Here is a 20,069-nt window from a genome sequence, read left to right as displayed (position 1 = left end):
CAGATATAAAATAAAAAGCAGATCATCTCCTGCCCAGTTCGCGGGAGACGCTGCTTAAATAATTTCGTTGATACTGTAAATCAGATAACAAAAGGACACGCGACTCTTCATCGGCAAAAGTTCGGGATAAACGGTGGAGATTTTGCCGGACACGGTCGACCAGGCGTACCTCCAGATAACCCAGAAAAAGATAACGGACCAACTCACTTCGACGTACCCGGTCACTATGCGATGAATCGGTATGCAAAGCATAAAGGTTATCCAGTTCTTTCGTTTCCGGTCGGTCCTTTTGCGGTCCTGCGTCGAGCGCGGGAACAAGGCTGTCAGCTGGCAACAAATCGTCAGAAGATAATATTTTCCGGATATTATCCACATAAAGGGCCTCTTCCCCTTCTTCCGTCAGGCATAAAGTATCCGGCCAACGGTGGCAGGCAGCAACCAAGAGCGACTCCACTTTCCGTCTCGCCGGAGGGATCATCGCCTTTTCTACCCAATGAATAAACGCTTCGCGCCCCAACGAACGGAACATCTCATCCGCATCCTTACCGCCTTCCGGTAATATATCCACCACCCGGAGACCGGCACTACGCAGTTTGGGCATTACCCCCGCAACCGTTTCCCGCCCCACCTCATCGGCATCCAGAAAAAGACAAACCGTAACGGCCTCTTTCCGGATCATAGCGATATGATGTTCCGACAAATTCGTGCCACAAAGGGCAACCGTATTGCTAAAACCAGCCGCATGCATCGCCAGCGTATCTTTGTATCCTTCGGTTAAAAAAACGATTCCCGTCTCACGAACCTTCGACACAGCCCGGTGCCAGCCGTAAAGCAGTTCATCTTTCTTATAAATCGCACTGGTCAAACTATTTATGTATTTGGGGATTTTCTTAGCAGGCAAATCCCCTTGATAACGTGCTGCAAATGCAACCAACTCGCCCGCCGCATTACGGATCGGAAAAACAATCCGGCCACGGGTAAATTTCCAGGCTTCAGGCACGATAGCCGGAGCAATCCCAACCTCAAAAGCAGCATAGGTCTCCCGCAATTCTTCCATCCCCGGATCATACGGAAGCAACGTCTGCCCGTAACGTTCATTCATTTCAACCGTCGGAGCAGGTACCTGTTCCCGCACTTGATGTGGGACTGCAAGGGAACTATCCTTTTCAACCGGTTGCTTATCCGGCCTGTGTTTTTGCGTTCCCGCATCGAGTGCAGGAACGGGCAAGTGGCAGATATCCGCACAAAGACGGACCGCCTCACCGAAGCCACATCCCTCTTTCTCCTGTACGAAGCGGAAGACATCTCCTCCGGCCCCGCAACTAAAACAGTGGTATACCCTTTTTGCCGGATCCACCCGCAGCGAAGGATGATGATCGTCATGGAAAGGGCACAAACCCAGATAAGCCGCCCCTTTCCTTTCGAGCGTCGAGTAATGGCCGACCACCTTTACCAGATCGACCCGTTCCTTGAATGATGTGATTTCCAACCTGTTCATCAGTCCTCAAAATGTAAATTACCACCCGGATTCACAAAAGACGTATAAGTATCATTCCTGTATACCTCGGCAATACCTGTCGATCCGTTACGATTTTTCAGGACATACAACTTGATCAGGCGGGAGGCATTCGACCCGCATTGGGCCGTATTCTTCCCGAAACGTTCCGGACAACCGATAATCACCACACAGTCCGCTACAAATTCAATGGCACCCGAATCACGCAAATCGCTCATTATCGGGACAAACCCATTCTCGGAACGCTTCAACACCTCACGATTCAACTGCGAAACCACCAGCATGGCACAATTAGCCTCTACGGCAATACGTTTCAATACCGTAATCGTATGACGGATCACAGACTCTTGTGTCTCACCCTTTTTCGTCGGTGGAGCAAGTGTATGCAGGTAATCGATCACTACAACATCGCATTCACCTTTACGGCTCCGGAGCATAATCTCCGCCCGCAACGCATCCAGGCTCATAGAAGATACATTCGTAAAATAATAAGGCGTTTTTTCCATACCGGCAGCATACCGTCTCATCCGATCGATATCCCCCTCACGAAGTCCCCCTATACGCAGGCGGGCAGCCTCCACACCGGCATAACCGGCAAAAAAACGGGCGGCAGTCTGTTCGCCCGTCATTTCAAAACTGAAATGAAGCACATGTTTACCCTGGCGAGCCATATTCATTGCCATAAACATCGCCAGCGCCGTCTTACCGTCACTCGGAAGACCGCCCAGCACCAGCACTTCCTTCCGGTAAAGTCCTCCCGTCAGTCCGTCCAACCCGTTGATTCCACTCAGCATACGCACCGAATCATCCTTACGGCTCATCCGGTCGAGATGATCGTCTATAGACAACTTCATCACTTCACTAAGCGGCAGAAGCGAATCCGATTCCGAATTATCCATACGCAAGCGTAGCAAATCGCGCTCGCAATCTTCTATCACCTTCAGGTAGTCCATACCGTATTGCAGGCATTCCGATGCTTTTTGCACAAACAGCTTATGCATACACCCCAGCAGATAATGATGAAGGATTTCGCGGGCATACTCTACAGCGTTATGTTCCAGGCGAACCGTCTCCATTCCATCCGACAAGTACGCCATGCCTCCCATCTTCACGTAACGCTCCGGATCTTTCTTTTTCATTTCCTCTTCCACCAGGATCAGATCGGGCCGTTTATTACGGTTAAACAGATCGGTAAACGCTTCGTAAATAAACCCATGATCCGGATCGGAAAACATTTCCGGACGCAACAATCCGACCACCTCAAGAATCGCCACCTGATCCAGAAACAGCGAACAGAGCAAAGCTCTTTCAATTACATTCTTTTCCATACTCATAGCAACTTTTTAACAGGTCGGTACGGGGTACGTTCCCATGACTTATCTTCAACTCGGCCTCCGCTCTCCGTAAAGCTATCGCATCCGGCTCAACCGTTTTTTTAGTCACTCTGGTTCTCTTACTCTCTTGCGGTATTTCCGCAGGGACATCCGAAGCCGTAAAAGAGTCATAACCACAAACACGGAAGCAGATACAGTTTGCTACCCGTTTCACTTCTATCAAAGATTCCTTTTCCAGCGAGTGGACATACCTTCTGACCGAACGGCTATCTACCATCATTAACCGGGCCAACTTTTCGTAAGAGATGATGCATTCTCCTCTATGGCAAACTTCCTGTTTTCCTTTGATCGACACATAGCCGTCGGCATAATTGCACAAACAAAATAACAACCAATGCACTATTCCGATCATACGTTCACTATTATCGGATGCAAACATCCGTTCTATTATTACACGAGGTACTTTCAAATAGGATTTTCCAAAATACATCAAGGCCTTAACATCCGTGTAAATATTCTCATTTTCAGCCATTTCCATAATGCCGTTTGTTTGTCACGCATAAAACACAGTAAATCAGCCCTATACACTACCTCCTGCCGGATGGTTGTCAAATCCCTACATTATATATAAGAATAAAAGAAAAGAGAGTCTTTCTTTTTATGCGTTTCGATTATTAAAATTGATTGGTTAAACAAAATACAATTGTATTCAGTTACAAAAACAATTGTATTTGCAATTAAATACAGTTGTTTTCAAAATCAAAAACAATTGTTTTTTTTACATATGCAAATATCATGGCTCGCCCAGAAAATCCACAATAATTGCGACCTGTAAAGGAGACAAGATACGAGTTCCTTTAATCCATCCTGAACGAATCAGACGATCGTACAATTCTTTGTTTATTATTACCCAACGTGTAAGTCTTCTCGAGGCTGAATGGGGTGTTAATCCTGGAGCATAAAGGATAGCCAATTCCTGCCATCCAAAAGTTTTTTGTTGAAATAGTTCTTCCATAATAAGATGATTTTAAGTTGTTTTATTACCCTATAAATATACACATAAATTCGGATATAACAACTATATAATCAAATAAATTCAACAAAAAATGCATCTAAATGCCCGTTCGGTCCCATTCGGATCATTCAGCCTATGTCCCCACCGTATCTTTGTAATGAATTCAAGGGAAAACACCGGTTAATCCCCTCCTGAATCCACCAATAATTTTCAATTTTCAATTATCAATTTTCAATTAAAAAGCTATGCCATTAAAGTATCGAATCGTCCTCAAAAAGGACATGAGCAAAGGGGCCGCCCAAGGCGCTCAATTGTATTACGGTCAGATCCGCTCGATGGAAAAGACCTCTTTCAAAAAATTGTGTAAACTGGTATCCGGTTACTGCACCGCCAAAGCCGGTGAAGTAGAGCTGGTTATCGACGGTCTGATTTATGTTCTCTGCATGCTGCTCGAGAGTGGTAATGTGATCCAGATGGGTGAATTCGGCAATTTCCGTATGGTAGCCGGCAGCAAAGGATCCAAAACCCTGAAAGATTTCGACCCTATGATGTTCAAGAAACCTCGCATCGTTTTCACTCCCGGTGCCATGTTACGCCAGCTGATCTCCGAAGCCAGTTACGACCGTCTCGACCCATTCTCCGACCCGGAAGAAAAGAACGGAGAAGGTGGCAGCGACAGACCGGAAATCGAATAATCCCCTACTGCCATGACCAAAAAAGATTTTATCACCAAGTATCTTCCCCTGGCCCAAAAGGCCGGGGAAGCTTTCCGGATCAATCCGGTTGTTATCCTGGCACAAGCGGCTATCGAAACCGGTTGGGGACAAAGTGATCTTTGCCTGCAACATCATAACTTTTTCGGTATCACCGCTTACGGGAAAAAGAACGTCTGGTGGACCGGGACCTCCGTGCAACTAAGCACCAATTCCCTCTCCTTCCGTACCTATCCCGACCCGTTACACTCTTTCATGGACTATGCCCGCCTGATCCGCCACGCCTACACCGATGCCGCCGATGTCAGCTACCAACCAGCTGCCTTTGCCCTCAAAATCGGTTACAGCAAATACATCAGCGAAGTAAACGGCGACAACCGCGAAGCCTACCGGCGAATGCTGGTCTCGATCAGTCGGACAATCGAAAAGTTAATCGGTTCCTCCCTTTAATTTTCAATTTTCAATTTATAATTTTCAATTAACATGAAGTACCTTGAAACGATCCTCGCCTTCCTCACCCAGCTTGCCCGGATCATCTTTCCCCGCAAACAAAAACCGGCAGCCGGTGACTGCCCCTGTCCTGATCCTATGCCTGCTCCTCCTGAGCCTTCTCTCCCTTCTGATGCGGGAGACGGAAGTGACCCTGACTTGTATCGGAGCGATACTCTCGCTCTCACCCAGGGAGACTGGGGAGACAAACACCATGTCGAACCCATAGAGATTGCCGGCTACAGCCTGATGGCTTTCGGAGTGATCGGGAGTCTTTATAAATTGTTGATCGGATGAGCAAAAAAGTCTGTTATTTTCACAAAAGGGTGGAAATAGCAGACTTTCTGTTTATACAAAAATATGGATAGTTTATTTTGCTAAACTCTTTATCTCATCCACCACCCTGCAAATATCATCATCCGTCAGTGTCGGACCAGAAGGTAGACAAAGTCCTTTATCAAACAATCTCTCCGATGTTCCATCTCCATAAAAAGGTGATTGTTTAAACACCGGTTGCAGATGCATCGGTTTCCACAAAGGGCGTGTTTCTATATTTTCATCTGCCAGATGTAACCGGACATCTTCACGGCTAAAGCCTGCCTTTTCCGGATCTACTAAAATACAGGTCAGCCAGAAGTTCGAATCGAAATCCTCCGACGGATTTTGCTGAACCGTAATACACGGAACATCTTTCAATAAATCCGTATACAACTGATGTATTGCCCTACGCCGTGCTATATGTTCATCCAGTACAAACATCTGTCCTCTACCAATCCCGGCACAAATATTACTCATACGATAGTTATATCCGATACATTCATGCTGGTAATGTGGAGCATTCTCTCTGGCCTGGGTAGCATAAAACATCGTTCGTTTGGCTTGTTCTTCCGTTGAACAAACTAAAGCGCCACCGCCGGAAGTCGTAATCATTTTATTCCCATTGAACGATAATGCAGCAAATTCTCCGAAAGTACCACATTTCCGTCCTTTATATTCAGAACCCAAAGCTTCAGCAGCATCTTCCAAAACGGGTATTCCGTAATGAGAAGCAATAGCCATAATTTCATCCATCTTTGCAGGCATGCCATATAGATGAACCGGGATAATTGCTTTCGGAAGTTTTCCTGTTTTACGCAAACGGTCTTTGATCGCTTCTTCCAAAAATAAGGGACTCATATTCCAGGTATCCTGTTCACTATCTACATAGACCGGAGTAGCTGACTGATATGCTATCGGATTGGCAGAAGCAGCAAAGGTAAAGGATTGGCAGATGACTTCATCGCCTGTTTGCACTCCTAATTCGATAAGACCCAGGTGAAGAGCGGCTGTACCGGCAGACAATACGACCACGTGTCGGTCTTCTTTAAGATAGTTCGCTAACTCTTTTTCAAATGCATTTACATTGGGGCCTAAAGGGACAACCCAGTTGGTATCGAAAGCTTCTTTTATGAAGTCTTGCTCACGGCCACTCATGTGAGCAAGTGAAAGCCATATTTTCTTATCCATATAGTTTTGATAAATAATCAGATTGGTTTTATTATTTTACATCTATTGCCGACTGCCAACAGACCGTCAGGGATATCTTTGGTAACAACAGATCCTGCACCAATTATACTCCATTTTCCTATTTTTACCCCTGGAATAACAGTGCTACCGGCTCCGATCCACGTTCCCTCACCTACCTTAACATTGCCACAAAGTGTACAATGAGGAGATATATGTACATAATCTTCTATTACACATTCATGATCAACAGAAGCACCTGTATTTATAATACAATGTTTCCCAACATAGACACCTGTTTGTATAATAGCACCTTGCATTACAACCGTCCCCTCATCAATTGTAGTCGTTGCAGAAATTATAGCAGACGGATGAAAAGCCTTTCCAAATCTTACATTAAATTGTTCCGCTATTTTCTTACGAATATTATTATTACCAATACTGATAATCAGAGGTCCCTTAACCTCTACAGAACGTAATACAGGATAGTCAAGAAGCTGGTGAATTGTTTCATTATCATCAAATAAAGCTTCAATAGGCTCATTAATAGCCCGCAAAATATCAACGATCACTTTAGCATGACCACTTGCTCCGTATAAATACATTATCTATTTATTAATTATTTCCAGTAAAAGGCTCCATTGTGACAGAAGTTTCAGAACTAATCCCCTCCCTGACAAACACCTTTTTTATTGTCAAAAACAGGATTTTCAAATCAAGTAAAAAAGAGCAATGATCCACATACCAAACGTCCAGTTCAAACTTCTTTGTCCACGAAATTGCATTACGCCCATTAACCTGCGCCCAACCTGTAATCCCAGGACGAACTTCATGTCGACGTGTCTGCTCTTTTGAATATAGAGGGAGATACTGTACCAACAATGGACGTGGACCAATTAATGCCATATCACCTTTAAGAACATTAATCAATTGTGGCAATTCGTCAATCGAAGTAGAACGAACAAATTTCCCGACCTTCGTCAAACGTTTCTCGTCTGGTAAAAGGTTTCCTTCAGCATCACGTTCGTCTGTCATAGTTTTGAATTTGATTACCTTGAATATTTTGCCTTTTTTACCTGGACGGTCTTGTAAAAAGAAAGCACCAGCTCCTTTATTTGCAAAATGTAGCCAAAAGGTAATCAGAAGTAATGCAGGCCAAATAACAGCCAATATGCAAAATACAAAAACGAAATCTATTATCCTTTTAAAAAAGCAAGAATACATATTTTATTTCAATGAAGACACTTCTTCCAAAAATGTAACAAACCTATTCGCTAATGACTTTCTTGAAAAATTAGTTTCAGCAAATACCCTGGCCCTTTGCCCACATTCAGCTCTGTATGTATCATTGTCCATTAGTTTCATCAAGCCTTCGGCAAAAGCATTTGCATTATTAGGAGCAACAACCAAACCCAACTTGTTTTCTTGAATCATATCAGAAAGCCACCCCGGATAATTATTGAGTACAGCCAATCCAGAGGAAATATAATCAAAAAATTTATTTGGTGAAGTTCCATAATAAAATGCCGGAACATCAGATAATACCATCAGACCCAAATCTGCTGATGCTACTATTTTATTTAATTCTTTCTTAGGCATCGGATCATAAAAGCGGCAATTATCCAATTGCTCCATTTGAGCCCGTTTCATCAAATGTGGTTTCATTTTACCATCACCAATAAAAGCCAAAACAATATCCTTTCTCCCCTTTTTCTTCAATACAGAAGCAGCATCCAACACAGCATCCAAACCATTGGCAATACCATGCGCACCTGTAAACACAGCCACTTTATCCGTAACAGAAATTCCATCTAACGAAAGATTCACACGTGAAGACGGCTTGAATATTTCCAAGTCACAACCGTTAGGAATCATAGCAATACGCTTACCTGATTGGCTTCTTCTTTTAATTCCTTCACAAATTCCGGGAGAAAGACCCACGCATGCATCCGCACAATGATAACTTAGCCACTCTAAAACACTCATTCCCCACAGCAAGAAAGGATTCTTCATCCCCAAAGCCTTAGGCAATTCAGGCCACAAATCACGAACTTCAAAGATAAATTTCTTTTTCCGGAACAGCTTCATCACTATGCCCGGCACACCGGCAGTCAAAGGAGTGGAAGTGGCAAACAACAAATCATAATCTTCTTTCAATGCTATTTGAATACCCTTCCATCCAAATTTCACAAAAGTCCATGCTCTTTTCGCTATACCATCTTTATTAGAATATGGCAGAGCTATCTGGATCACATCTATACCATCGACCATTCCCCGATGAACATTTTTCATCTTCGTTTCCGGCAAATCCAGCTTTGCTGTTTCACCACAAACCATACAAACAGAATGCCCCTTGGCAATCAGATGCTTTGCCAATTCATAAGAACGAGTTCCTCCTGCTTGAGTGGGGATAGTAAAATGTTGATGGAAATAAAGTACTTTCATTTTATATAATTTGAAGAGTTGTTGTTATCGAATTATTTTTAGTTTGAAATTCAACCTGTCTACACTCAGATATTTGTCCATAATAATCAGAACACAACTGTTTTGTATCAACAGTCTCACCATTTGATTCCAAACGAATGTTGTCCTTATTTGTATGCCATAATTGGCGCATATTCATACCTTTCGGCTTACCATCCATATAATCCTCTATCTCCCACCTACATACATTTTTCCATTTTACAATTCTTCTATAATGTTTCATTTTTTTATTCAGATAAGTAAAACAGGAAACCGCCCCTTCAAATATGTAAGCATCCTCTGTCTCTTTCAATGAGCCTACTTCTGCCTGCGACCAATTATACCAAATAAATCGGGAGCCCTTCAACATCTGATCATATCCATCAAGCATTATTGTATTATGAGATTCAGTACCCATAAAATACCGAAGCAACTTCTCTGTTGTATTATATTTGTAACTGCCTCCATCAAATAACAAGTTTTCTCCCTGATACCAAATATCCAAATGCAAATTATCCGCATGCGCAGGCCGATCTTTATATTTTCCGCATCTGATAAAAGAAAAAGTATCTTTTTCACGAATACAATAATATCCCCCCGTCTCAAAAGAGATGCATCCCCACTGCTTTTTCACCGGCGGATACATGTATCGGTTTGCTTTCCACTCACACAAATACCATTCCCTATCTTCATATTGGCAATCATACAAATGTTCAGAAGTAAGTAAATAATGCAAAGCATCCAGTTGAGGACGATAGTCACGATAATTGCAATCGTTCAGTTTAAAAAACAAAGCTCCATCATTTGAACCGTAATTGGGCAACCAACCGGTTGAATCATCTTGACATTGATACAAAAAATTCACAGACCGATAAGCACGTTCATACACTTCCTTACAAAATAATTCCCCATTTCTATCTGCCAGCGTAATGGCCCATGTCAAAAGCTGAACCACCACCCGATGATAGTTCATACTGAACTGCAAATAAGTGCCATCTTCTGCCACCTGATATTTTATTTCCTCTTCAAACCATCTCTTTCCATTCTTTTTCCAATTTTTAGCTTCCGGAAATTGAGGAAACAGCATACCGACCAAATACAACGCCAATGTTTCCGTTATCGCATGATTATTACGAACAGCAATCCGAGAGAAGTTTATATTTGTACGTACATGCTTCATCTGCCCATAGACAGATTGAATGATTAACTTGAAAATATCTTCTGTCAATTCGGCTGAATCTTTATAATAGTAAAGGGCAAATACCCAATTCAAAACACGCAAAGAGATTTCCTGACTACATTTATAATTCGGTCCACAATTCAATGGGTTTTTATAAATCCAGTCCTTAATTTGAGAAAACACAAAAGCCGCATGATTTTCCCCGGATTCTTGGTCATAACGGATTATATCATAAAGAAAAGAAAAACGAGATTTTTCCCATACATATTTTATATCTCCTGCTTCAGCTACAATATCCTCTATTTCTGTCCAATGCACTTTAGAATCATATTTATAATTCGTATCAGGATTTGTCATCCAATCATAATCCATACCAAGATTGTACCAATGGGATGAAAAAAAGCAAAATTCACCACATAACATACGATTCACCTTTTCTGAAAGCAAAGTGATATCAGTGTTAGTGGATCTTACACTATCTCTATTTGAAAAGAAAAAAGGCATTGCATGACTTCTCCACTCAACCAATGACAAGTACTTCTTATTCTCCAAAGAAACCGGATACACTTTCTTCAACATTCCCCCCTTACGACGTATTTCATACTGAATACGAAACGTAAAGTACTTCATCCCCATGTTACGCAGTAACTGAAAATAAAGAAGATATTTATTCATAAAAAAACACTGAATTATTCTATATCAATCCACTTGTTCTGTTTCAAGCTATTGATACAAGCAAACGATGCTTTGGTCGTATTTACAATGGAATCAAATGGAATCAGAGCCTCTCCCCCTTTTATTATTCTATCATTCAATAAAGCGAATTGAGCCGTATGTCCTTTATCCATGCCTTTCTTCATTTTGGAAAATCCTTTACAACCATATCCTTTCAAAACCCTCCAATTATCAAGAACCAATGTTTTTTCTTGCGTATAGATTTCCACCCTTTCTTTCGAATAGGATTTACTTCCATTAGCAAAATAGTTTATCACGGCATTCGAACCATCCTCATATCTTAACAGAATACTCACATTATCCGTATTCTCTTCCGGATTTTCTCCCATTGCATTCATACATACCGAAACGACTTTGCTACCTGTAAAAAACGAACATAAATCAATGAAATGACAAGCCTCACCAATGATACGTCCTCCTCCAACTTTCAAATCATGCACCCATACTTCAGGTGGGATAAATCCAGCGTTCATCGTTGCAACTATATTCTTCACTCCATCCCCCGCAAGTTGTTTCATCTTTACTGCAAAAGGTGAAAAACGCCGGTTATATCCTACAGTCAACGTTATCCCTTTCTTTTGTACTTCTTTATAAGCTTCAGTTATCTCATTTAATTCCAACTGATTTAAGCACAAAGGTTTTTCCACAAACACATGCTTTCCTGCTTGTAACACATCCAATACCATTGGAGCATGAAGATTATGCCTGGTTGTAATCATTACTAAATCTACCGCCTCATCCTTCAATATTTCCTTGTAATCAGAAGTAGCCTTCATCGCACCTGCCTTTCGAGCTAAAACTTTAGCTGACAGTCCTTGCGCACTTGCAATATATCGGATATGTGCTCCAGTTTTCATCAAAGCAGGAAGCATGGTTGCCGATGTGAAATTTCCAGCACCAATAATACCTATCTGTCCCTTTGTTGCAGAGAATTTAGCAGAAGTAACATCAACTACCGTATTTTGCTTTGCATCAACAGGATATTTCAAGATGGAAGCTATGGAACCATGTTTACGCATGTCTCCGTATATCTTTTCATAATCGTTCAAGTCAACTTCTTCAGTGATCAATGATTTCACATCAATATTCCCCATGGATATTGCCTGTAAAATTGTTTCAAAGTTTCTTTTTTCAGTCCAACGCACAAAAGGCAACGGATAATCTATTCCTTTGTTTTCATAATCTTCATCATAACGTCCCGGACCATATGAACAAGAAACTTGAAATGACAATTCTTTTTTATAAAAATCATCTCTCCGAATATCCAACCCTATCACACCAACAAGAACGATACGTCCTCTTTTTCTTGACATCTCAGCAGCTTGATGAATCACTTCATCTGTTTTAGTCGAAGCTGTTATCAGTACAGCATCAGCTCCATGTGAAGCCGTTTCTTCAAGTACATACTTTACAGGATCAGTGCCTTTTGCAGGATTTATACCTATCACTCCCTTAGTGCGAGCCAATTCTACTTTTTCTTCATCAAAATCAATACCTATCACCTTGCATCCATTTGCTTTCAACAACTGAGCCGCTATTAATCCAATCAAACCCAATCCAACCACCACAACAGTCTCTCCCAACTGCGGATTCAGCAAACGAATACCTTGTAAACCAATAGAACCGATTACAGTAAAAGCTGCTTCTTCATTTGAAACATTATCTGGTATTTTAGCTACCAAGTTTTTAGGGACACAAACATACTCGGCATGCTGCCCATTAGATGCTACACGATCACCTACTTTAAATTCAGTAACTCCACTTCCCACAGCAACCACTACACCAGAGTTGCAATACCCCAAAGGCAATGGTTGACCCAATTTATTAAAAACAGCCTCTAATGTTGGTTGTAACCCGTCTGTTTTTATCTTATCAAGTACTTGCTTTACTTTATCTGGTTGTTGACGAGCTTTATCTATTAAATTTGCCTTTCCGAACTCAACAAGCATACGTTCTGTACCTAAAGACACTAAAGAACAGGATGTTTTAACTAAAACATAGCCTGATCTAACTTGAGGAACCGGTACTTCTTCAAGTACAGTTCTCCCTGATTTCATATCTTGAATGATTTGTTTCATAGTTATCCTTTATATTTTGTTACAACATTCATTATATCTTTTTCTCTTCTTGTCATTGAAAATAATGATTCAATCCTATTATGAGCTGCAATACTAATACTCTCTAAATCATTCTCCCAGTAATCCTCTACAGCATTAGCAATAGTTCTCGGTAATGTATCCTTTATTATTACCCCTGCATCTCCAACAACATTCAGTACTTCTCCAACATCTGTTGTTATAACCACAGCCCCACAACTCATAGCCTCCGCAATAGCCAGCCCAAAACCTTCATAGCGAGATGGCTGTAAATAAAAACGGCATTTTTTCAGATAACTCAATTTTTCATCCTCGGAAATTGAACCTAAAATATTAATATAAGCATTTAATCCTTTTCCTGATATATATTTTTTCACCTCATCAAAAGCATCCCCCTCATGTCCTGCAATATTAAGATGTACATCCAACTTATCTTTCAATAATTCAATCGAGTCTATAATTTCATACAAGCATTTTCGTTTTACATTTTCTTTTCCTGTCCAACAAATAGTAAACAATTCATTTCTTCTATTGCAATATGTCTCTCTTGAATACTTTATAGTGTCTATACAATGTGGAGAATATATCATATTTCTAAGCTTCCAATCTTTAGAAATTTGCTCATACTCATTTTTTGAGACCAGAATATTTTTATTTGCATATTTTATAGAGTACTTAATCAATAGCCTTTCTAATAACGGTCTCCTATAATAATCAGAAGCAGCCATTGGACACTTATAATTAAAAGTACCTGTTATTATAAGTTTCTTCCTCAACAATTTTGAAACAAACACAGGAAAAAAAGCATATGTCCACCACCAAACAAAAATAATATCTGCACTCCAATCTATTTCACTATATTTAGTTGCTATCGTCAAATTAGAATCTATTCTTTTTAGGATATTAATATCCTGATTATAAAATTCAACAAGAAACAATTTGCTCCTATCTGATATTTTACAAAAAAAACATATTTTCATAATTACGTCTTAAATAGTTCAAATCACATTTTTTTTCACTCCCTCAATATTCCTTCTACAATATCTAACATATCAACACTATTATATAACTGTACTGAAGCCTTTGAATACGATTCATAATTTCTGCTAATTTCAAGAATTGATTCGCATACATTTTCCTCAAACAAAATATCAGTACAAATACCTGCTTCAAATTTTGAAAAAATAAAATTCAAGGCAGGTAAATTATTCGAAATCATAGGAATACCAAACATCGAATATTCATACAATTTATTAGGCGCACAATATAAAACATTAATTGCTCGATTTATCGGTTCACCATTTACAACATATACCAATATACCAATATACGCTAATTTAGTAATTTCCAAATGTAAAGGAGGTGGTAAGAAAGGAAGAAAAACAATTCTATCACTTTGATATTTATTTCTAAGTTCATCATAAAAAGAATTTTCTCCTCCCATTAAAAATAGCACATAATCATCAGGTAAAGAATTAACAGCTCTAATAAAATAATCAACTCTTCTCTCGGGAATAAAAACTCCTTGATACAATATTATTCTTTTATTTCTGTATTTGGATATTATTTCTTGAATAAAGGATGGCAAAGATTGAGTAACTTGAGTATTTTTATTATATGGTTTATTTGGCAGAATATAAGGAACTTCATTTAAATTATAAATAGATTTTGTTATATGCGCTCTATTATATTCACAGCAAACAACCTTTTTTGATTTTTTTAAATTTTTTTCAAACGGATAACAAGGACTTAATAATCTGTATGCAATTCTTTGAGTTGGATTTTTAAATTCAAACAAATGAGATATCACATCATACTTATCTAAATAAGCAGAAAACAAACTAACTGTTTCTGAATGCAAAAGCCATAAATATGTCGTTTCCTTCACATATTCACTTTTCAGTACTTCCAATACATACTTACGATATTTATACTGTTGAATTATTCGTTGTATTCCATTTCCACCATACAATGATGTCTTATAAAATCGTACACGATTTTTTTCCATTAATACTTCTTCTGTATTGATATCTGAACAACCACCAATGTACACGATTTCATAATTCAATTCTGACAATATATTACATATAGATATCACTGGTGGAAACAACTTGATATCATATATCATCGTTAATATTACTCTATTTTTCATTTTCTAATTCCTGTGATAAAACATTTATATATCCTAAACCATACTTCAAATCAGGTTCCATATAATTCCCCTCTCCCCATTCATTCCAAGACTTTAAAAAAACATATTTCCGTTCTTGAGGCTTATTTCTTATATTATATAAAATTGAGCTAACATGTCTTCGAAACAAATCAGGAGTTGATCCATGCAAAATATATCCCCCAGTACCACTTCTTGGAGTATGATCCCAATTAGGTATTATTGTTGGAAATACCTTCACATCCTCATATTCACGATTCATTAAAGACATTCTTTTCACCATATCTGAGTATTTATGAATATACGGAATATTTAACACATCAGAATAAAAACGCCTTTTAAGCTTATTCAATAATAAATTTTCAGTTTTCCATTCCCACAATCCTACATAATTAACTGCGTCAAAACCAAATGAAAGCATTTTATCTATATCTGATCGTATTGTGGCTTGAGCAATAAAATAAATGTCACCTATATTATTCTTTTTAGCAAGATCTCTCCAAACCGATATAAAAGTTGTTACATCAAGAAACTCTAAAGGCCTATATATCATGAACACTGGTTTACCATCTATCTTATAATAACGTTTATCCTTAAAGGCCTTTAATAAAGAATTAAAATGAAATATATAATCCTCCACACCTATATACCGTTGTTCTATCAACAAATTCTTTTTGCAAGTTCCATCCCGATTCCAAAATTTTGCATGCCATGATTCATTAGCCCAACACAAACAAAAAGGAAAATCGGGCTCATTAAGTCTTAACACCTCTTTAATAGGATAATCAAGTTCCTGTTTTCCTTCTCCAAACCAATAATGATAATAACAAAAAGCTTCAATTCCAGCCTTATGCGCAAGATTTGCTTGTTCTTTCCTAACTTCAGGTAATCTCAAATCATAATATCCCAAATCTGCAGGTACCTTAGGTTGATAATGCCCTGGATATAAAGGACGAGCCTTTCCGACATTAGTCCATTCTGTAAATCCTTTTCCCCACCATTTATCGTTATCCCTCGTAGGATGAAATTGTGGTAAATAAAATGCAATAACATGAGTTTTATTTATCATTACTTATAGTTTTTATGTTTAAAAAAATTTTGAACATAATACACAATTATCGGATTTTTCACTAAAAATAATTGTGATAAAAAGAAATATACACTACAACAAAAAAAGGAAGATAGCAATATTTGCAAATTATCACTTAATATTCTCTTCACAAAAAAGACAATAACCAAATATGGAATTGAATAAAATATATTCAATTTAACACTATCAAAAAGAAGAAATAATAATTTATTCCTAATCACATAAAAAAGGAGAAAAAAAGTAACTAAAAATTCAGAACATAATAATGTAATAGCTGTACCTATAGAAGATAAATGACTAACTAAAATCAAATTAAGAGACAATCCAAAAACCGCACCTACCACAGCTGTCTTTAAAACAATTTTATCTTTTTTTAGAGGTATAAGAATTTGAGTTACTAACATTTGAGCGATTCCAACTATCAATATCAAAGGAGTGATCAATTGCATAGGCAATATAGCTCCTTCATATCCATTTCCTGCTACAACAGTTATAATTTCACCTGACAATGGTATAATTGCAAAAACAAGAGGAATACTGATCGAAAAAAACATCCCAAATACAACATTTATCTTCTTTCTAAACTCAATCACATTGCCCTTAGATAGCAAAGCTGACATACGAGGCATCATAACATTTGTTAAAGAAGTAAACAATCCCAATATAATCGTATATATTTTTAATGCTGTCACATAATATCCCACCTCTTTTTCTGAAGAAATAAACCCCAAATATATTACATTAAAAGTAGTATAAGCAGAAGACAATATCAAATAAAATCCGAGATAAACATAAGGTTTTATATACAGTTTAAAATCTTCAATACGCACTAAAACATATGATACAACTTTCCTAGAATATATCCAATTTACAATGGAATTAGAAATAACTAGTAAAACAGTTATACTATAATAAATATATACATCAGCAGCATTTTTCACAAAAACAAACAACAAAACAATGTAAAAAAGCCTTAAAACCAAAGCACGTATAGTTATATATTTAAAATTTTCAATCCCTTTGTAGAACCATTCAATCAAAAACAAATTGAACAACAACTTAAATATACCTAAAAAAAAGAAATCACGTTTTTCATAAAATTGTGGTATAAGAAATATCAATCCAATATACATTAATGACACAATAATCGTGAAACACAAATTTATAGAAAACAATACCGAGAATATTTTATTCCTTTTACTAACATCATTAGAAACCTTTGCTATTTCACGAATCCCCAAGATATTCAAACCTAACATTGAAATCATTATAAAATAATTAACAATTCCATCAATAAAATTCACTATCCCAATATTTTCAACACCTAATACACGAGATAAATATGGAAAAGTTACTAATTGTATTGCATAATTACTCGTCGTTAAAATAGCACTATAAATAATATTTTTTTTTACCCCCATTATTCTCTATTTGACCTTATAATAGATTGATTATACATGGCGTTATAGAATATCAACTCTCTATCAGAATGCTTAACTGGACTAAATACAGACTCATAAGGATACCATAACTCATATTGCCTTGTATGAGCTACTAAATGAGAAGTATCAGTCATATAATAATAACTCTTTTGAAATATCAATAAGCTGAAACATCCTATAAATACAATCTTGCTATTAACCGATTTTTTCATTGAAATCAGAGAATAACCAACATTTACTATATATGGGATTGCAAATGGAATTAGATAATTTGAAATCCTCATCAATCCTTGATTCATTGCCCCTAAAAACAAAAACAAAAGTAACATCTTCATGATATTATTATCCTGTTTATCCATAAGTTTATTTTTAATCGCAATTAAATAAAAACCAAGAAATGCTATAAAAGAAATTGCATAATACAAAATGCCCAACACATTATTCATTTCTAATGTAGAATAAGATTTCAATTTCAAACCTATAACAGGCACAAAATCCATAAAAATCACATAGTTATTGGGAAGAATATAAAAGAATATAAAGATAATTAATCCTCCTCCTATTCCCAATATCAAATTAGCATGTTTTATCTTTAATAAGTAATTCAACAAAGGAAAAATCAATAACACTAATGCTGAATAATGAAAACCTATAGAAAACACGCATCCCAGATAGTATCTAAAATATTTTCTCTCTATAAGATTGGATATATTAAAACAAAATACACAAACAGCTAATGCTTCACGCAATATCTCCATATTATAATAAATATAATATATCAAGAAATATACTAAGAAACAAGATATTATATTTACACTTTTTTTCCTAAACACATAGAAGAATGTGAGATTTACTATTATAGCATGTAACAATTGAAGATATACAAAATCCTCACCTAATGTTTTAGATATTGCACAAAATAAATACCATAATGGACCGTATCCTTCATCAAAACTAAAAAATTCCCAATTTTCCCATGTAGGCATTGAAGTATATGTATCTATATAGTACAAAGAATCACCGCCAACCCTGTACCTTAATCCTGCAATCAAAATCAGAAATACAATTATTGCATACACACAAACAGCAAAAAGCTTTCTATAATGTTGTAAATCAACCAGTATCCAACCATAGAAAATCAGGGTAAAAGCGGCAATATATATCATTTTGATATAAACATATTTATAATACGAGTACAAGCTTTCCCATCCCCATAAGGATTCACCGCCTTACTCATTTCCTCATAACGCACTTTATCATCCAACAAAATAGAAACTTCATTTACAATCTTATCATAATCTGTTCCTACCAATTTCACCGTACCAGCTTCTAAAGCTTCCGGACGTTCTGTTGTATCACGCATCACAAGTACAGGCTTACCAAGTCCTGGAGCCTCTTCTTGAATGCCACCACTATCAGTCAAGACAATAGTCGATTTCTCCATTAAATAAACAAAAGAAAGATATTCCAAAGGCTCAATGAAAAACATATTCCCCAAATTGGACAAATCTTCGCCAAACACTTCATGAATAGGTTTACGAACATTGGGATTTAGATGCATCGGATAAACAAAGTCAACATCCGGATATCGCTTTGTAAGAGTCTGAATAGCCTTACACATAGAAATAAATCCGTCACCGAAATTCTCACGCCGATGTCCTGTTATCAAAACCAATTTCTTTCCCCCCTGCAAACGATTAACATCATAACCGGAAGTACGCAAAATTCCTTCCAACTCTTCATCAAGTTTCTCATCTTTCTTTATCTTATCTATAACCATGTAGAGCGCATCTATCACCGTATTACCAGTTACGATAATAGAAGTGGCTTTTACTCCTTCATTCAACAGATTCTGCTTGCTTAACGGCGTTGGAGAAAAATGGTAAGTGGCAATACGACCTGTTATCAACCTATTCATCTCTTCTGGCCAAGGACTATAAATATCATGAGTACGAAGCCCTGCTTCTACATGGCCTACAGGAATCTGTTGATAGAAAGCAGCCAAAGCCGAAGCGGTTGATGTAGTTGTATCACCATGAACCAAAACAACATCCGGTTGCGCATCCTTCAACACATCACGCATACCCGTCAAAACACGGGCTGTCACGTCGTATAAATCCTGCCCCTGTTTCATTATGTTCAAATCATAATCCGGAGTGATTTCAAATATACGCAATACCTGATCAAGCATCTCACGATGCTGCCCAGTGACACATACGATTGTTTTGAACTCTTGGGGATGTTTCTGAAATTCCTTTACTAAAGGAGCCATTTTTATAGCTTCGGGACGAGTCCCGAAAACCAACATTACTTTCTTCATGCT

Annotated in this window: 19 protein-coding genes; 3 read left to right on the top strand and 16 right to left on the bottom strand. The window is 37.9% G+C overall.

Features of this window, described 5'->3' with window-relative positions:
• Positions 1-22 precede the first annotated feature (22 nt).
• The 4 genes from HMPREF1535_RS13870 to HMPREF1535_RS13855 all read right to left on the bottom strand — a co-directional run bounded on the left by HMPREF1535_RS13870 (position 23) and on the right by HMPREF1535_RS13855 (position 3,865).
• On the bottom strand, positions 23-1,498 hold the full coding sequence (locus HMPREF1535_RS13870) for a CHC2 zinc finger domain-containing protein (RefSeq protein ID WP_046146619.1): 1,476 nt from the start codon (positions 1,496-1,498) through the stop codon (positions 23-25).
• A complete protein-coding gene (locus HMPREF1535_RS13865; RefSeq protein ID WP_046146618.1) occupies positions 1,498-2,844 on the bottom strand; it encodes a replicative DNA helicase in 1,347 nt (448 codons plus the stop codon). Before HMPREF1535_RS13865 ends, HMPREF1535_RS13870 begins: the two co-directional genes overlap by 1 nt.
• Positions 2,825-3,388 carry a hypothetical protein gene (locus tag HMPREF1535_RS26260; protein ID WP_046146617.1) on the bottom strand — a complete coding sequence of 188 codons (564 nt, stop codon included), beginning with the start codon at positions 3,386-3,388 and terminating at the stop codon, positions 2,825-2,827. Before HMPREF1535_RS26260 ends, HMPREF1535_RS13865 begins: the two co-directional genes overlap by 20 nt.
• A gap of 255 nt (positions 3,389-3,643) precedes the next feature.
• Entirely contained in the window at positions 3,644-3,865 is a 222-nt protein-coding gene (locus HMPREF1535_RS13855) for a DUF4248 domain-containing protein (protein ID WP_007657246.1), read from the bottom strand.
• 245 nt (positions 3,866-4,110) lie between these two features.
• Between HMPREF1535_RS13855 and HMPREF1535_RS13850 the strand changes: the two genes are divergently transcribed.
• The 3 genes from HMPREF1535_RS13850 to HMPREF1535_RS13840 are packed head-to-tail and all read left to right on the top strand — an operon-like array spanning position 4,111 to position 5,364.
• A complete protein-coding gene (locus HMPREF1535_RS13850) occupies positions 4,111-4,560 on the top strand; it encodes an HU family DNA-binding protein (protein WP_007657245.1) in 450 nt (149 codons plus the stop codon).
• A 12-nt stretch (positions 4,561-4,572) separates the two neighbouring features.
• Positions 4,573-5,028, top strand: coding sequence for a glucosaminidase domain-containing protein (locus tag HMPREF1535_RS13845; protein ID WP_046146616.1), 456 nt, complete (start codon positions 4,573-4,575; stop codon positions 5,026-5,028).
• Between the two features lie 33 nt (positions 5,029-5,061).
• Positions 5,062-5,364, top strand: a complete 303-nt coding sequence (locus HMPREF1535_RS13840; RefSeq protein WP_046146615.1) for a hypothetical protein — start codon at positions 5,062-5,064, stop codon at positions 5,362-5,364.
• Between the two features lie 72 nt (positions 5,365-5,436).
• On the opposite strand, the gene HMPREF1535_RS13835 is transcribed toward HMPREF1535_RS13840, so the two are convergent.
• The 12 genes from HMPREF1535_RS13835 to wecB are packed head-to-tail and all read right to left on the bottom strand — an operon-like array spanning position 5,437 to position 20,066.
• Entirely contained in the window at positions 5,437-6,573 is a 1,137-nt protein-coding gene (locus HMPREF1535_RS13835) for a DegT/DnrJ/EryC1/StrS family aminotransferase (RefSeq protein WP_046146614.1), read from the bottom strand.
• Between the two features lie 17 nt (positions 6,574-6,590).
• Positions 6,591-7,175: an acetyltransferase gene (locus tag HMPREF1535_RS13830; RefSeq protein WP_046146613.1), complete on the bottom strand. Its 585-nt coding sequence runs from the start codon at positions 7,173-7,175 to the stop codon at positions 6,591-6,593.
• Positions 7,176-7,185: 10 nt separating this feature from the next.
• Positions 7,186-7,794 (bottom strand): sugar transferase, encoded by a 609-nt coding sequence (locus HMPREF1535_RS13825; RefSeq protein WP_046146612.1) that lies wholly within the window; start codon positions 7,792-7,794, stop codon positions 7,186-7,188.
• A 3-nt stretch (positions 7,795-7,797) separates the two neighbouring features.
• Positions 7,798-9,015 carry a glycosyltransferase family 4 protein gene (locus HMPREF1535_RS13820; protein WP_046146611.1) on the bottom strand — a complete coding sequence of 406 codons (1,218 nt, stop codon included), beginning with the start codon at positions 9,013-9,015 and terminating at the stop codon, positions 7,798-7,800.
• Position 9,016: 1 nt separating this feature from the next.
• Entirely contained in the window at positions 9,017-10,888 is a 1,872-nt protein-coding gene (locus HMPREF1535_RS13815) for an alginate lyase family protein (RefSeq protein WP_046146610.1), read from the bottom strand.
• Between the two features lie 14 nt (positions 10,889-10,902).
• On the bottom strand, positions 10,903-13,026 hold the full coding sequence (locus HMPREF1535_RS13810; RefSeq protein ID WP_046146609.1) for a bi-domain-containing oxidoreductase: 2,124 nt from the start codon (positions 13,024-13,026) through the stop codon (positions 10,903-10,905).
• A gap of 2 nt (positions 13,027-13,028) precedes the next feature.
• A complete protein-coding gene (locus HMPREF1535_RS13805; protein WP_046146608.1) occupies positions 13,029-14,024 on the bottom strand; it encodes a glycosyltransferase family 4 protein in 996 nt (331 codons plus the stop codon).
• A gap of 35 nt (positions 14,025-14,059) precedes the next feature.
• Entirely contained in the window at positions 14,060-15,196 is a 1,137-nt protein-coding gene (locus tag HMPREF1535_RS13800) for a glycosyltransferase family 4 protein (protein ID WP_148499114.1), read from the bottom strand.
• Positions 15,186-16,283: a glycosyltransferase WbsX family protein gene (locus HMPREF1535_RS13795; protein ID WP_046146606.1), complete on the bottom strand. Its 1,098-nt coding sequence runs from the start codon at positions 16,281-16,283 to the stop codon at positions 15,186-15,188. Before HMPREF1535_RS13795 ends, HMPREF1535_RS13800 begins: the two co-directional genes overlap by 11 nt.
• Positions 16,283-17,725 carry an oligosaccharide flippase family protein gene (locus HMPREF1535_RS13790; protein ID WP_046146605.1) on the bottom strand — a complete coding sequence of 481 codons (1,443 nt, stop codon included), beginning with the start codon at positions 17,723-17,725 and terminating at the stop codon, positions 16,283-16,285. Before HMPREF1535_RS13790 ends, HMPREF1535_RS13795 begins: the two co-directional genes overlap by 1 nt.
• Positions 17,725-18,912, bottom strand: a complete 1,188-nt coding sequence (locus tag HMPREF1535_RS13785; protein WP_046146604.1) for an EpsG family protein — start codon at positions 18,910-18,912, stop codon at positions 17,725-17,727. The genes HMPREF1535_RS13790 and HMPREF1535_RS13785 overlap by 1 nt, the downstream gene beginning before the upstream one ends.
• Complete coding sequence (wecB, locus tag HMPREF1535_RS13780) at positions 18,909-20,066, bottom strand: non-hydrolyzing UDP-N-acetylglucosamine 2-epimerase (protein WP_046146603.1); 1,158 nt, start codon at positions 20,064-20,066, stop codon at positions 18,909-18,911. Before wecB ends, HMPREF1535_RS13785 begins: the two co-directional genes overlap by 4 nt.
• Between the last annotated feature and the right edge of the window lie 3 nt (positions 20,067-20,069).

This window comes from Parabacteroides goldsteinii DSM 19448 = WAL 12034 (assembly GCF_000969835.1).
GTDB lineage: Bacteria > Bacteroidota > Bacteroidia > Bacteroidales > Tannerellaceae > Parabacteroides > Parabacteroides goldsteinii.
This window is presented reverse-complemented; position numbering and strand designations above follow the sequence as displayed.

Coding starts and splice junctions, on each gene's coding strand:
- HMPREF1535_RS13870 (WP_046146619.1), bottom strand. CDS start 1,498: ATGAACAGGTTGGAAATCACATCATTCAAGGAACGGGTCGATCTGGTA.
- HMPREF1535_RS13865 (WP_046146618.1), bottom strand. CDS start 2,844: ATGGAAAAGAATGTAATTGAAAGAGCTTTGCTCTGTTCGCTGTTTCTG.
- HMPREF1535_RS26260 (WP_046146617.1), bottom strand. CDS start 3,388: ATGGAAATGGCTGAAAATGAGAATATTTACACGGATGTTAAGGCCTTG.
- HMPREF1535_RS13855 (WP_007657246.1), bottom strand. CDS start 3,865: ATGGAAGAACTATTTCAACAAAAAACTTTTGGATGGCAGGAATTGGCT.
- HMPREF1535_RS13850 (WP_007657245.1), top strand. CDS start 4,111: ATGCCATTAAAGTATCGAATCGTCCTCAAAAAGGACATGAGCAAAGGG.
- HMPREF1535_RS13845 (WP_046146616.1), top strand. CDS start 4,573: ATGACCAAAAAAGATTTTATCACCAAGTATCTTCCCCTGGCCCAAAAG.
- HMPREF1535_RS13840 (WP_046146615.1), top strand. CDS start 5,062: ATGAAGTACCTTGAAACGATCCTCGCCTTCCTCACCCAGCTTGCCCGG.
- HMPREF1535_RS13835 (WP_046146614.1), bottom strand. CDS start 6,573: ATGGATAAGAAAATATGGCTTTCACTTGCTCACATGAGTGGCCGTGAG.
- HMPREF1535_RS13830 (WP_046146613.1), bottom strand. CDS start 7,175: ATGTATTTATACGGAGCAAGTGGTCATGCTAAAGTGATCGTTGATATT.
- HMPREF1535_RS13825 (WP_046146612.1), bottom strand. CDS start 7,794: ATGTATTCTTGCTTTTTTAAAAGGATAATAGATTTCGTTTTTGTATTT.
- HMPREF1535_RS13820 (WP_046146611.1), bottom strand. CDS start 9,015: ATGAAAGTACTTTATTTCCATCAACATTTTACTATCCCCACTCAAGCA.
- HMPREF1535_RS13815 (WP_046146610.1), bottom strand. CDS start 10,888: ATGAATAAATATCTTCTTTATTTTCAGTTACTGCGTAACATGGGGATG.
- HMPREF1535_RS13810 (WP_046146609.1), bottom strand. CDS start 13,026: ATGAAACAAATCATTCAAGATATGAAATCAGGGAGAACTGTACTTGAA.
- HMPREF1535_RS13805 (WP_046146608.1), bottom strand. CDS start 14,024: ATGAAAATATGTTTTTTTTGTAAAATATCAGATAGGAGCAAATTGTTT.
- HMPREF1535_RS13800 (WP_148499114.1), bottom strand. CDS start 15,196: ATGAAAAATAGAGTAATATTAACGATGATATATGATATCAAGTTGTTT.
- HMPREF1535_RS13795 (WP_046146606.1), bottom strand. CDS start 16,283: ATGATAAATAAAACTCATGTTATTGCATTTTATTTACCACAATTTCAT.
- HMPREF1535_RS13790 (WP_046146605.1), bottom strand. CDS start 17,725: ATGGGGGTAAAAAAAAATATTATTTATAGTGCTATTTTAACGACGAGT.
- HMPREF1535_RS13785 (WP_046146604.1), bottom strand. CDS start 18,912: ATGATATATATTGCCGCTTTTACCCTGATTTTCTATGGTTGGATACTG.
- wecB (WP_046146603.1), bottom strand. CDS start 20,066: ATGAAGAAAGTAATGTTGGTTTTCGGGACTCGTCCCGAAGCTATAAAA.